This is a genomic window from Bacillus sp. X1(2014) (assembly GCF_007678255.1).
Map to the genome: position 1 here is coordinate 137,747 of NZ_VEED01000013.1, position 11,480 is coordinate 149,226.

Annotated in this window: 15 protein-coding genes; 8 read left to right on the forward strand and 7 right to left on the reverse strand. The window is 38.7% G+C overall.

Annotated elements, in window-relative coordinates:
- On the reverse strand, nt 1-295 hold a 295-nt coding region (locus FS608_RS31395; RefSeq protein WP_260871759.1), incomplete at its 3' end, for a hypothetical protein.
- 366 nt (nt 296-661) lie between these two features.
- Here FS608_RS31395 and FS608_RS21145 point away from each other — a divergent pair.
- Nucleotides 662-1,489 carry a DUF2935 domain-containing protein gene (locus tag FS608_RS21145; protein ID WP_260871760.1) on the forward strand — a complete coding sequence of 276 codons (828 nt, stop codon included), beginning with the start codon at nt 662-664 and terminating at the stop codon, nt 1,487-1,489.
- A gap of 28 nt (nt 1,490-1,517) precedes the next feature.
- Here FS608_RS21145 and FS608_RS21150 read toward each other — a convergent pair whose 3' ends face one another.
- The 3 genes from FS608_RS21150 to FS608_RS21160 all read right to left on the reverse strand — a co-directional run bounded on the left by FS608_RS21150 (nt 1,518) and on the right by FS608_RS21160 (nt 4,529).
- Nucleotides 1,518-2,435, reverse strand: a complete 918-nt coding sequence (locus FS608_RS21150) for a DMT family transporter (RefSeq protein WP_144554562.1) — start codon at nt 2,433-2,435, stop codon at nt 1,518-1,520.
- Between the two features lie 208 nt (nt 2,436-2,643).
- Complete coding sequence (locus FS608_RS21155) at nt 2,644-3,375, reverse strand: GTP cyclohydrolase II (protein WP_144554563.1); 732 nt, start codon at nt 3,373-3,375, stop codon at nt 2,644-2,646.
- A gap of 53 nt (nt 3,376-3,428) precedes the next feature.
- Entirely contained in the window at nt 3,429-4,529 is a 1,101-nt protein-coding gene (locus tag FS608_RS21160; RefSeq protein WP_144554564.1) for an FAD-dependent monooxygenase, read from the reverse strand.
- 199 nt (nt 4,530-4,728) lie between these two features.
- On the opposite strand from FS608_RS21160, the gene FS608_RS21165 reads away from it, so the two are divergent.
- Entirely contained in the window at nt 4,729-5,043 is a 315-nt protein-coding gene (locus tag FS608_RS21165; RefSeq protein ID WP_144554565.1) for a winged helix-turn-helix transcriptional regulator, read from the forward strand.
- A gap of 91 nt (nt 5,044-5,134) precedes the next feature.
- Here FS608_RS21165 and FS608_RS30465 read toward each other — a convergent pair whose 3' ends face one another.
- Nucleotides 5,135-5,287, reverse strand: coding sequence for a hypothetical protein (locus FS608_RS30465; RefSeq protein WP_186328836.1), 153 nt, complete (start codon nt 5,285-5,287; stop codon nt 5,135-5,137).
- Between the two features lie 189 nt (nt 5,288-5,476).
- On the opposite strand from FS608_RS30465, the gene FS608_RS31400 reads away from it, so the two are divergent.
- The 5 genes from FS608_RS31400 (at nt 5,477) to FS608_RS21185 (ending at nt 8,357) form a co-directional block, all read left to right on the forward strand.
- Nucleotides 5,477-5,605, forward strand: coding sequence for a hypothetical protein (locus FS608_RS31400; protein ID WP_260871761.1), 129 nt, complete (start codon nt 5,477-5,479; stop codon nt 5,603-5,605).
- A gap of 150 nt (nt 5,606-5,755) precedes the next feature.
- Nucleotides 5,756-6,181, forward strand: a complete 426-nt coding sequence (locus FS608_RS21170; RefSeq protein WP_144554566.1) for a DMT family transporter — start codon at nt 5,756-5,758, stop codon at nt 6,179-6,181.
- A 37-nt stretch (nt 6,182-6,218) separates the two neighbouring features.
- Nucleotides 6,219-6,917 carry a Crp/Fnr family transcriptional regulator gene (locus tag FS608_RS21175; RefSeq protein ID WP_144554567.1) on the forward strand — a complete coding sequence of 233 codons (699 nt, stop codon included), beginning with the start codon at nt 6,219-6,221 and terminating at the stop codon, nt 6,915-6,917.
- Between the two features lie 35 nt (nt 6,918-6,952).
- Complete coding sequence (locus FS608_RS21180) at nt 6,953-7,450, forward strand: DMT family transporter (RefSeq protein WP_144554582.1); 498 nt, start codon at nt 6,953-6,955, stop codon at nt 7,448-7,450.
- Nucleotides 7,451-7,658: 208 nt separating this feature from the next.
- Nucleotides 7,659-8,357 carry a hypothetical protein gene (locus FS608_RS21185; RefSeq protein ID WP_144554568.1) on the forward strand — a complete coding sequence of 233 codons (699 nt, stop codon included), beginning with the start codon at nt 7,659-7,661 and terminating at the stop codon, nt 8,355-8,357.
- 43 nt (nt 8,358-8,400) lie between these two features.
- On the opposite strand, the gene FS608_RS21190 is transcribed toward FS608_RS21185, so the two are convergent.
- Nucleotides 8,401-9,600: a CynX/NimT family MFS transporter gene (locus FS608_RS21190; RefSeq protein ID WP_144554569.1), complete on the reverse strand. Its 1,200-nt coding sequence runs from the start codon at nt 9,598-9,600 to the stop codon at nt 8,401-8,403.
- A 224-nt stretch (nt 9,601-9,824) separates the two neighbouring features.
- Here FS608_RS21190 and FS608_RS21195 point away from each other — a divergent pair, with 224 nt between their 5' ends.
- Nucleotides 9,825-10,058, forward strand: coding sequence for a YiaA/YiaB family inner membrane protein (locus FS608_RS21195; protein WP_144554583.1), 234 nt, complete (start codon nt 9,825-9,827; stop codon nt 10,056-10,058).
- 54 nt (nt 10,059-10,112) lie between these two features.
- On the opposite strand, the gene FS608_RS21200 is transcribed toward FS608_RS21195, so the two are convergent.
- Nucleotides 10,113-11,015, reverse strand: a complete 903-nt coding sequence (locus tag FS608_RS21200; protein ID WP_144554570.1) for a DMT family transporter — start codon at nt 11,013-11,015, stop codon at nt 10,113-10,115.
- Nucleotides 11,016-11,480: the final 465 nt, after the last annotated feature.

Genomic DNA, 11,480 nt, shown 5'->3' on the forward strand with positions numbered 1-11,480 from the left:
GGGCGGTTTCCCAGGTATGGGCATGGGCGGTTTCCCAGGTATGGGCATGGGCGGTTTCCCAGGTATGGGCATGGGCGGTTTCCCAGGTATGGGCATGGGCGGTACCCCAGGTATGGGCATGGGTGGTTTCCCAGGCATGGGCATGGGCGGTACCCCAGGCATGGGCATGGGCGGTACCCCAGGCATGAGCATGGGTGGTTTCCCAGGCATGAGCATGGGTGGTTCCCCAGGCATGGGTATGGGCGGTTCTCCCGGCATGGGTATGATGGGTGGTTTTTAGAACGGATTTACCCAAGTATTCTATTACATCGATCTATAATACTTTAGTAATATTAAAATATTGATATCAATAAGAGGTTATCACTTAACCCTAGATATACCTCCGAAGAGGCGTTTGCAAGTATTTCAGACGCTTCTTTTCATTTTCTTTTTGTAACTTGTAAGAACCACCATATCTATGACCATATAATCATCCCGTATTCTTGAACACACCCTATTAAGGATGAAAAACGTATAAAATTAGAAGAAATGCTCTTAGAGAAAAAAGAACTCTGATGGTGTAAAATAATCCCCAGTGCTTATGAGCTATTAATTTTCCATTATGAAAATATTCTTTCATAGACCTCTATCCCATATATATGGGATAGAGGGGGGAGAGCATATGCAAAGAAATGTGATTTCTTTATGGGACGAACAATTATTTTGGTTAGAAGTTTTACAAGATCATGCGTATTTTGTGAGAGACAATCTTTCTGTTAGCGAAACTGAATTTGTTAACACTGCGCAACAGTATATTAATTTATTTGGGGATTTGATTGCATCATTAAACAACATTCCACGTTTGGTTAATTATACAGATGAAGCCATGATTTATTTTTCCCAGAGGGCATGGCCAGTCGCAAAAGGATATTTCGAATTTGAAGGGAAACTACAGGCGCTTAGAATCGATAATAAGGTGAATTTAAATTTATCACCAACCTACCTGAACGGAACGTTAGCTGAAAATCAAGAATATCTGCGATTTCTAAGTTTCTTGGTCTATGGAAAAGAGCCTTTACCGCTTCGATTAGAAGATCTGATGGATTTATGGCTTGAGGATCAACTGGGGCATGCTGTTCTTTTTAAGAATATCATTGATCCTATTGAAATCATGGCCAGTACTCAAGCAGATATGTATATCAACAGATTTCAAGCATTTATGGTTCAAAATCACCACTTAAGGGGTTATTTGCGGTTCAAAGAGCCAGGGTTCGCCCGTCAAACTGAATTTGCTAATGAAGTGGGAAAAACAACTCTAGAAATGAGCCAATTTGTTTATAATATGGTGATTAAATATAAGGAAAATAAATTACTTAATAAAACTACCTTACGATTTTTAGAGCATCATTTTCCAGAAACCTGTTATTTTATAAAGAAGCTAAGCTTCTACGCTCCTAACTTACAGGAAGCAGCAAGTAAATGTTCTTTAAAAAGACCATCCTATTACTAAAAAAGGGGCCATCATGACGGCCCCTTTGCTATTCTTGTAACATCGATTTACTTTCCAATGAAGTTGACTTCATTTGAGTGTTAGGCCATTTTACGTTCGCTGCAACAATACCGCCTAAAATGAGGACAACTCCAAGCCATTGTGACAAGTTAACGTTCTCGGCTAGAACCATAGCGGACAAGATTACAGCAATCGGTAGCTCAGAGGCTGTTAAGATGGTTCCAAGGCTTGGTCCGATATGCTTCATTCCTATAGAAAATAAAAGCGGTGGCAAGGCGACGCCAAGTAATCCTAAGAACAATCCATAAGGAGCTACTCCAATCATTACGGGTAAATGAAGTAAATTTGTTGGCTGAAAAACTAATAAAACTGTGATTAACCCGCCAGTGGACATGAGTGCACTTTTCTGTACTGGTGGTGTATCCTCTCCCACAGAACTGCTGAGAAAGATAAAAGCGGTATATGAAATTGCAGAAAGCAGTCCCCACACTGTTCCTTTCAAGGATAGTTCTACGCCGCCATTGGTAATAATACCAGCAGCAAGAATGGAGCCAATGATTAGAATCCCAATCGAAGCCATTTTCCCCTTACTAGGTATCTTTTTATAAACGATCCATTCAATAAACGTACCAATCCATACAAATTGAAATAAAAAGATGATCGCAAGTGAAGCATCAAGGGTTTGCAGGGACTGATAATAAAACACGCCCGTTAACCCAACAGGAATTCCTGCTAAAAGTAATTTACCTATGTTCGGCAGCGTAAGTTTTTTCTTTTTCGAAAAAAGAGCGACGATCCAGATGAGCAACGTCCCAAGAATGAACTGGCTTCCTGTAACTTCTTTTACAGTAAACCCAGCTGAGTATGCAAGCTTAACAAAGGTCGATAATACACCGTAACAGCATCCTCCTAAAAAAACAATCAATGCATAGTGCCAAGTTTTCATATTTTCTACCCCTTTTTCGATTATTTGATCTCTTGGTCCAGTTTCCAAACAACAAAAAAGCCACACAGCTCTCACGTGAGAACTGTGTGGCGAAAATAGAGATATCTCTAGAAAAGTCCACAAAAAAATGAATTTTGTTATTTGATTTGACTTTGTTACTTTAAAGCAATTGTCATGAAATGTCAATAACTTTGAGTATTTTTTTCTCCTACGCCATATGGCCAGATTTTTTTACTTTTGTTTGTAAGTATTTTTCATTGTACTCGGAGATGTCCCCCCAAAGAGGAGTTCGTCCGGAGACAGGTGCACCTGCTGCTTTTAAGGCTTTAAGCTTTTTCGGATTGTTCGTGATGAGGGTGACAGGTTTGGTTCGTAGTGCTTTAAGCACTTCAATGGCATCCTCGTAATTCCGTGAATCATCTGGAAAACCAAGTCCTTCATTTGCCTCGACTGTATCATAGCCATTTTCTTGCAGAATATAGGCCATTGCCTTGCTAAATAAGCCTATTCCTCGGCCTTCATGATTGGCTAGATAAAATAACGCTCCTGTTCCATGTTCGGCAATCATCTTCATCGATTGTTTCAGTTGAAAGCCGCAATCACAGCGCTTGCTTCCAAAAATATCTCCAGTATGACAAATCGAATGCATTCTGATTAATGCATCCTCTCCATATTCAAAATCCCCATAAACGAGGACACTGGACTGTTGGTATTCAGCTAAATTCGCTGAACTTAATTGATCAATGACTTGCTGGAAATCTTCTGTTACATTTTCACTCTTCAGCCAGCTGTACCACTTAAATTCAACCGTTTCCCCGTATAAATTGACCGGAAGCTTGATCGGTCCCACTAGGTAAATTGCTTCATCACCTTTTTTAACTAATTTTATTTTATCCTCTAAAAAAGAGAGAGTATCTGCTTTTAATTGAATTTGTTCCACTATGAATTCCCCCAATCCATATTTTCATAGATTTATTCCGACTCCAATTTCTGCTAAGAAAGGACAGGCACGGCAAAATTATCCCGATAGGTTTTCTCTTTCTCCCGTTGCTGCTGTTGCAGCTTTTCTATATGATCCCGTCGTTCATATTCGAATCTTTTTAATTGTGCCCCACTATGGTTCTGTTTGTCGAGTGCTTCGCTCAGCACATCGGCTAATACATCTGCATCTAATAGGGAACAATTGATCCCAAATGCACCAGTTGGGCTCATCGTATGGGCGGCATCGCCCATGATCACCAATCCGTCCTTTACCCATGTTGGAGAATAGGAACTTTGCACTTTTAATAAAATAAAATCGTCCCATGACTTGATCTGTGTACGGATGGTTTCGGTTAACTCTGGAAATGCCTCTATCACTTGTTTGATAAAAGGTTCACATGATTGCTTTTTTAATGATGGATAAGAATCCTCTTCAATGTTCCAGCCTATTTGGATGAAACCGCCTGCCTGAGTGAACAAAGCCAGTTGATTTCCATTCACCAAAGCGTTTTTAATAGTTGGCTCCCAATTGGCTGGGCTTTTAATTTTCGCCCATAACAAATCATATCCATGCGTTTTCTTTGTAAATGGCATCTCAGCCAGTTTCCTTATTGTTGAGAACCTTCCGTCAGCCCCAACAACAATCTTGCTGTTTATCGTTACTTCTTGCCCGCCATTTATTGCTTTTAAACCAGTTACACTCCCCATATCATTAAACATTAACTCCGTCACCTTTGTCCCCATCATCAGTTTGAAATTCTGATAAGGTTCAGATGCCTGAATTAACGCGCTTAACAAATTCTTTTGCGGGACATGGATGCCGACATGGTGCTCTCCAGCACCAGGTGTAATGGTCTTTATTGCCTTTCCGTCCTGCCAATATTCCACTCGTTCCATTAATAACAATCCAGCAGCTTCTACTTGATCATAAAGACCATATTTTTTTAATACTCGTTCTCCGTCCTGATTGAGATGCTCACCACGGAATTCTTTGTCAATCCCTTTGTGGCGTTCGAGTACGATCGTTGAAATTCCTTTTTTCGCAAGCAAATATCCTAGTAAAGCGCCGCCGGGACCTGCACCTACAATGCAAACATCTGCTTCAAGGTTCATGTTTGAAAACCACCTTAGTCTATATGATGTATTGACGAACCATAATTGGTTAAAGTAAAATATTAATAGTTAATAATTATTCGTTAGTCAGTTACTTTATGTAAGTAATTATATTTTTAAAACTCGATTGTGTCAAATAAATTTATTTTGCAAGGTAATTATGTTGTTAATTGCTTTAGGCAAAGAGGGGGAAGGTCAATTGGATGAATCAGTCATTTGTCCTCGATTTGAAAAAGCGATGGGGATGTTAAGCCAGCGTTGGACAGGTTTAGTTATTTATCAATTGCTATCAGGTCCAAAACGCTTCTGCAGCTTGGAATCTTCTATGGGGATCAGCGGAAGAGTCCTTTCCGAGCGGCTCAAGGATTTAGAAGGTCAGGGGATTGTGAAACGAGTGGTGTTTCCGGAAACGCCCGTCCGAATTGAGTATTCTCTTACAGAAAAGGGACTTTCTTTAAAACCGATCATAGAAGAACTTGAAAAATGGTCACAAACCTGGCTGACAGTGGAATAGCGATTATTAGGCAACCTAGGCCCATTTGTATCCTGAGCCTAGGTTGCCTAATTTTTTGCTGTAAAAAAAAGCAACCAAGTCCGGCTGTCTTCTAGTCCTTTTGATTTGTTGTTTTTGATTGTAATTTTGTTGCCTCCATAGCCTCAGTAAATTCCTCTTTCATTGTGTCGAGATTTTCTTCGGTTTTAGTTTCCCAGATACTGTATTGAATTTTATTAGGTATGTCCTTTTCATCCTTATGCATAAACACTAACACCTCCATTCCATATCGTCTCAATAAAAAGTGGAACTATACGGTAAGTAGCAAAAGAAAAATCGTGAATCATATCGCATAGCCTACAAAAAATTTAGCAAACTAAAATGGTGGACGCTGATTAAGCAGTTGGCTTCCTTTAAGAAAAGCGTAAGGAAAAACTACAAGGGCGGTGAAGGAATGGCTAAAAATAAGAATAACCAATTTAAGAAAAATAAAACTACTCCACCAAATGCACCGGTAGAATTTTCTGGAGAAAATGGGCTTGAAAAAGTAGCAAGACAAGCACAAAAAAGCAAAAATAAGTAATGGACAAAAGGATCGTCATCTGGCGGTCTTTTTATATTCGGGAGAATCTGAACGATAATATATTTTTTTGATTTGAGGACATATGTCCTATTCAAACAAGCTGGAGATACAGTTTAATATAGACAGAAATAAAAATTAGGGGAGAAGCGCATGAAGGGAATTATCTTTGCATTTTTAGGCGGGGCATTTATTACCCTGCAAGGAATTGCTAATACACGAATTAGTCAGGATATCGGCACATGGCAAGCCGCAACCATTACCCAATTTACTGGATTCATATTGGCCTTCATTATCTTAATGTCCGTTCGAGAACGTCAATGGCAAGGCTTCAAACAAGTAAAGCCATTATATTTAATGGGGGGCGCATTTGCGGCGATTGTCATCTTCAGTAATGTAAAATCGATTGAGGAAATCGGTGTGACCCTAAGTATATCGGCAATTCTAATTTCGCAGCTAACATTAACTTATATTATAGATAGTAACGGATGGTTCGGCCTGGAAAAGCAGAAGATGAAACTGCCACAGTTAATCGGAATCGGGATGATGGTCGCTGGTGTGGTCATCCTAAGGTCATAAGCATGCATGCTGCAGATGAAAACAGAGGTGAAACCGAGTGGGAGAACAAAAGGATCAAGAGCAATTGCTCGCATATATCCAAACATACCAACTAGATTCGATTTTTCATGAACCATTGATTCCGTATTTGTCGCTGTACAGCTTTGACCAAGGGGAATTGATCTGTTCTCAAGGAGAAACTTCGCAGTATTTATATGTCCTTGTTAAGGGAAAGGTCAAAATCTATACCAGTTCGTCAGAAGGTAAAACACTCATTCTTTCTTTTAAGAAACCGATTGAAGTGATCGGGGATATTGAGTATGTCCGCGGCATTGATATTATTAACACGGTGGAGGCCGTATCACCGGTTTGGATGATAGGGATTCATCATCGCTGGTTGAAGAAATATGGAAGTGACCACGCGCCATTCCTGCAGTTTTTATTAGATATTATCACAAAGAAGTTTCAGTTAAAAAACAATTCAATGACTTTTAATATAATGTATCCGGTTGAGGTTCGTTTGGCTAGTTACCTATTGTCGGTTTCCACTGATGAAACTGATTCGCAGGATAAAGATCAACTAAGTATCAGCATTAAGGATGCAGCTAATTTAATCGGCACGAGTTATCGCCATTTAAATCGAGTCATCACACAATTTTGTGAAGAAGGTCTGATTGAACGCCATCGAGGTGGTTCCATTTTAGTTAAGGACAGGAATGGATTGAAAGACCTCGCAGGGGATAATATATACGAATAAATTTGAAAAAAATCAACACAGGGGAGAGAAAACGGATGATTCTAGGACTATTATTTGCAATTATTGCCGGCTCACTGGTAGCTTTGCAAAATATTTTCAATAGTAAGGTCAATGAACGGGCAGGGTCATGGGCAACGACGACTTTAGTATTGGGGATGGGATTTCTTGCTTCACTAACGTTCGGACTTATCTTTGAGGGTGAACAGTTATTCCATTTGGAAAATATGAAGACGTGGTACTGGTTTAGCGGGATGATCGGCGTAGGCGTAGTTGTGTGTCTTGTTCAAGGAATTAAAAGACTCGGACCCACTTATGCCATTGCGATCGCTTTAACATCACAGTTGTTGTTTGCTTTACTTGGGGACTCATTAGGCTGGTTAGGTCTCAATAAAGTCCCATTTACTCTCAATCAGTTGATTGGCGTGCTGGTCATCGTCGGCGGGATTGTCGTGTTTAAATTTGGCGGCAGCAGTGAGAGTAAAAAAGTGTTTGCTTGGCCATTTTCGAAAGGGGATAAAGTTTCTGAATTTTAAAAACAAACGATTAAAGTCTAATAGTCATCCTCACAATGATACCGGCTCAATTCAATGGAAGAAGAAAATTTAAAACTATGGCGCACAGTGACTGTCACTGTGCGTTTACTATTCAGTCTTTTGTTAAACATCAAGCGTTCCCTTGCTTCTATCATAAAAAGTGGTTAATCTTGAGATAGATACGAGGCTGTGTTGTGGAGGCATTTTTATGAAGTTACTTAAAGCAGTCATTCTGCGAGTTCTTGCAATTATTGCGCTATTCCTATTATCAATTGGGATTTTTATATTACTATCTATTATTCAAGAAACCGTATTTGTACCAAAAGATTATATCATTTGGATTTTTAAACGGCCCTATTCCGGTTTAGTTATAGTTTATGAAATATATCTTATAGGTTTGTTTTTCTACGTGTTCTATAAAGATTTGAGGGATACGTGGAGAAACGGGCGGATTTTTCAAAAGTATAGAAAACCAGTCATTACTGCTTTTATTATTTTTAATATCGTTTTACTATATACAATCACTTCCGCTGTCGCTGTAGTAACCAAGGATAAGGTTATCAATTATTCATTTTTTTCTCCACAGGGCAGGGAGTATAGCTACAACGATATCATTAAAATTAATACAGGAGTTTATAGTAAGGGGCGACCTTCTCTATTTAAACAATCAAAAGGTGAATTTTTTTACATAATAGAACTAAATGACGGGACAAAGATTGATTTGACTGATGTGGGCGGGGTAAATAATGATGAAGACGAACGGTTTGTCATAGAAAAGCTAGATAAACAACTAGTCAATATGGATATTCTGAAAGAATCTAGCATGAAAAACTTTGAATACACTAAGAAGGACTTAGCTAAGATTTACACAGATAAAATACGTAATATATTGGAAAATACAAATTGATTTTTAATATAAAAAGAGGAACAAAGCCGTTCATTGTTCCTCTTTAAACATATTGATCCCGTCCAGACATCATCCCGAACAGCATAACGACGAAAGAGATGATGATTAAGGTAATAAGTGGAATCGTCCACATATGAGTGAAATCATACAAAAATCCAATAAACAAGGGACCTACTGCTGCTAAGATATAACCCGTTGATTGAGCCATTCCAGATAAATCTGCAGCCTCACCGGCACTCTTAGAGCGGAGTCCTATATAACTTAGAGCCAGCGGAAAAGTTCCTCCCAAGGCAATCCCAATAAAAATTATACTTACAATTAAAATGGGATAGGAAGACCCCAGCAGTAATCCCCCATAACCAATGATAGAACACATGCTTAACACAAAGGATATCCATATTTGAGAACGATAACGTCCAGCAATTACAGGGATGAAGAAACTAGCCGGTAATCCGACAATTTGGCTAAATGACAAGAGCCAGCCTGCTGTTTCCATACTCAATCCATGGCTATGTAAAATTTCAGGCAGCCAGGAAATCGTTACATAAAATAAAAAAGATTGAAAACCCATAAATATAGCGATCTGCCAGGCAAGAGGGGAGCGCCAAATATGGTTCGAGCTCGGGGTGACTCGTTTGATTTCTTTTTGATTACCTTGATTAAATTTAGACAGGAATATCCACACCAAAATCGCTGCAACAGCTGGAATCCCCCACACGTTTAAGGCACCCTTCCAACCAAGGTTCATCCCTTCAGCTAACGGAACACTAACACCTGATGCTAAGGAGGCAACTAATCCCATAGATGTGGAATAAACACTTGTCATAAGTCCGAATTGGTCTGGGAATTTATCCTTTGCAATTGCTGGTAAAAGGACATTTCCAATCGCTATCCCTACCCCAATAAACAAAGTCCCTGTGAAAAGGAAAAACGCCATGGGAATAGAACGGATCAAAATGCCAATCAAAAGTGAGGACAAACCTGCTAATAAAGCCAGTTCATTTGTAATACGATTAGCAAGCTTCGGGACTATTGGTGACATGATGGCAAAAACAATTAAAGGCAAACTCATTAATAAGCCTGCGCTCCAATGGGCTAGTCCCACATCTTTCTGAATCATTCCAACTAGCGGTCCTAATGAGGTTATAGCAGGGCGCAAATTAAAGGCTATTAGTACAATCCCAATAATGAGCCAAATGATGTAAGTCGATTTCGAATAGGTATTTGTTTTTAGTAACTCCACTACTTAAACCTCCACTGTAAAACAAACTTTCTAAAGTATACCATATGGTGTTAGAGAATTTCACACTACTGACACTGCCTTGATTTTTTAATGTGGAAATAGTTTACTTATCATCCTGTTTCTTCATAATAATAAAGATACTTCATAGATTCCTTGAAAAATTATATAGAGAAAATTAGGGGGGGGCCAACTTGTATCCACAAAAACACAAAAGAAGAAATACCATGGCATTCACGTTTTTATCGTATTTTACACTTTTTGCAGGGGTTTTGTTATTTGCCGTCGGTATGTACAACGCCGATCTTCAATTGAATGAAAAAGGTTATTATATTGCCGTTATGCTTTTGGTTATTGTCGGGTCCATTCTTACTCAAAAAGTAATTAGGGACAATGCAGAGGATGATGAAATAATTGCTGAACAACAGCGCAGACTAGAAAGAAATGAATCAGCTAATTAAATGAATTCTTAAAGATTAGTAGAAAAATAGGATTAAAAAAAGGTCAGCCTTCCATTACGGTGAAGTAGTGGGAGTCTGACCTTTTTTGGAGACTTTTATTTCTAGCTTTTCACTTAAGAAAGTGGAACCTAAGACAAGGGCACCGCCTATCATTTGAATTAGAGTCATGCCTTCATTTAGGAAAATCGCAGCAATGACCACGGCTGAAATCGGATCGATATAGCTGAGAACGGCAATCGTTTGCCCCTTCAGTTCTTGGAGAGAAGTAAAATATAAAAAATAAGCAAAACCAGTATGTACAATTCCGAGAATCAAGATAAAAATAATCGAAGTGGAGTCTAAACCACCCAGGTTTAGATTACCTTGCCATAGTAAATAAGGAAACAGAACCAGAGCTCCTGCCATTAATTGAACTAACGTTGTTTCAAAACCTGATAAATTTTTGATGAATTTGTTCATTAAGACGACACTTGCATAAAATGCTGCCGCTAAAAGACCATAGAAAATCCCCAATGTATGATTCTGTGATCCGCTTGTGCCGCCAGCACCAGGATTAACGATTAAAAATAGACCAATCATTGCCGCTGCGATGCAAATAATCTTCACGCTCGTCAATTTTTCTTTTAGAATCCAAGGCGCTAATATCATTACAAAAATTGGTGCGAAGTAATAGCTAATCGTGGCATTAGATATCGTCGTATAGCGATAGGATTCAAAGAGAAAAATCCAATTCAAGCCAATGGCTGCTCCTGATAATAAAAGCAGAAGTGAATTTTCTTTAAGTGCTTGAAAAGATGGCTTATGTTTGACAAGGAAACTAGCAATCAGCAAAAACAGACTTCCGATGACACCTCGTAAGAAGGCAATTTCACTTGAAGATAGGTCAATCTTTTTTACAAAAACCCCGATACTTCCAAAAATGAGCATCGTCAAAATAAGTCTCATTTTCCCTTTCATGTAGATCCCCCTCGTATTTTACCGAATATTTCTTTTTGCTCAACTGCTGTTTCAGCAGGGGGCACTTCTTATTATGTTATAAACTGGAATTACTTAAAAATCAATAATTTATATCTACATCTTAAGCTTTTCTTGTAAATAATATGAATGAATAAGCCAAAAAGAAGCCTGATAACAAACTTAAAAGGTTCCTTTTTGGGTGCTTTCTTATTTAAAAGACACAACTTTATTGATAATTATAAGCTGGTCGATAAAAAGCTGCTGATTCCCGTATCTAGGATCAGAGGGTCCGTACTTATCGATTGGGGGATCTGGTTATGCACCCGAGCTATAAATAGAAGGAGAAATTCCGCCTAGTGACTCGAAAAATTCGAAAAGGGGAGATTTTGGATTAAGTCCGTATAATTGTGTAAAAAGAAAAAGGGGTCAAATTAATTCCTTTTGTCAACAATGTTATCAGCGACG

Coding starts and splice junctions, on each gene's coding strand:
- FS608_RS21185 (WP_144554568.1), top strand. CDS start 7,659: ATGAAGTTACTTAAAGCAGTCATTCTGCGAGTTCTTGCAATTATTGCG.
- FS608_RS21195 (WP_144554583.1), top strand. CDS start 9,825: ATGGCATTCACGTTTTTATCGTATTTTACACTTTTTGCAGGGGTTTTG.
- FS608_RS21145 (WP_260871760.1), top strand. CDS start 662: ATGCAAAGAAATGTGATTTCTTTATGGGACGAACAATTATTTTGGTTA.
- FS608_RS31400 (WP_260871761.1), top strand. CDS start 5,477: ATGGCTAAAAATAAGAATAACCAATTTAAGAAAAATAAAACTACTCCA.
- FS608_RS21160 (WP_144554564.1), bottom strand. CDS start 4,529: ATGAACCTTGAAGCAGATGTTTGCATTGTAGGTGCAGGTCCCGGCGGC.
- FS608_RS30465 (WP_186328836.1), bottom strand. CDS start 5,287: ATGCATAAGGATGAAAAGGACATACCTAATAAAATTCAATACAGTATC.
- FS608_RS21180 (WP_144554582.1), top strand. CDS start 6,953: ATGATTCTAGGACTATTATTTGCAATTATTGCCGGCTCACTGGTAGCT.
- FS608_RS21170 (WP_144554566.1), top strand. CDS start 5,756: ATGAAGGGAATTATCTTTGCATTTTTAGGCGGGGCATTTATTACCCTG.
- FS608_RS21150 (WP_144554562.1), bottom strand. CDS start 2,435: ATGAAAACTTGGCACTATGCATTGATTGTTTTTTTAGGAGGATGCTGT.
- FS608_RS21200 (WP_144554570.1), bottom strand. CDS start 11,015: ATGAAAGGGAAAATGAGACTTATTTTGACGATGCTCATTTTTGGAAGT.